We start from the raw sequence: 668 nt of genomic DNA on the forward strand, positions 1-668 counted from the left end.
GGCCTCGCGCCCCCGCCCCACGTCCACGCGCTGCGGCTGCTGCCGACACCCAAGGGCACCCCGTTCACCTTCTGGTACACCCTCGTCCTGGTGGGTACGACGCTGTTCATCCACTTCGGCGACCCGGCGCAGGTCACCCGCTGGCTCTCCGGCGCCAGCGCGGACGTGGAGAACCTCGCCCAGGAACCGCTGTTCGTGCTCTTCGCGAGCGCCCTGTTCTACAAGGGCGCGCTGCTGTCCGTCTTCACGGTCGGCTTCGTCCTGGTGCTCACCGCGCTGGAACGCCGCGTGGGCGGTTGGCGCACGGCCGCCGTCTTCCTCGCCGGGCACCTCTTCGCCACGCTCGCCACGCAGCTCACGGTGGCCGCCGCCGTCGCGCTCGGCCACCTGCCGGAGTCCTCCCGCAGCCGCTTCGACTACGGCATCGACTACGGGGTGCTGGCCTGCGCCGCCGCGCTCGCCGGAGTGCTCCACCTGGTGTGGCTGCGCTGGGCGATGGTGGCCGGCGTCGGCACGATGATCGTCTCCGACCTGGTGACGCTCACCGACCCGGTGGTCGACTGGGGCCACCTGCTCGCCTTCCTGGCCGGTATCGCCCTGTGGCCGCTGCTGCGGCGCTACCAGCGCCGGGGATCGGCCGCCGCGGCCGCCCGCCCCCACCGCTGACC

Annotated in this window: 1 protein-coding gene; it reads left to right on the forward strand. The window is 73.2% G+C overall.

Going from position 1 to position 668, the window contains the following annotated elements; all coding sequences use genetic code 11:
* A partial coding sequence (locus FNX44_RS28440; protein ID WP_323369696.1) for a rhomboid-like protein occupies nt 1-666 on the forward strand: 666 nt, incomplete at its 5' end.
* Nucleotides 667-668: the final 2 nt, after the last annotated feature.

Origin of the sequence: Streptomyces alkaliterrae (assembly GCF_007097205.2) — a bacterium.
Lineage (GTDB): Bacteria > Actinomycetota > Actinomycetes > Streptomycetales > Streptomycetaceae > Streptomyces > Streptomyces alkaliterrae.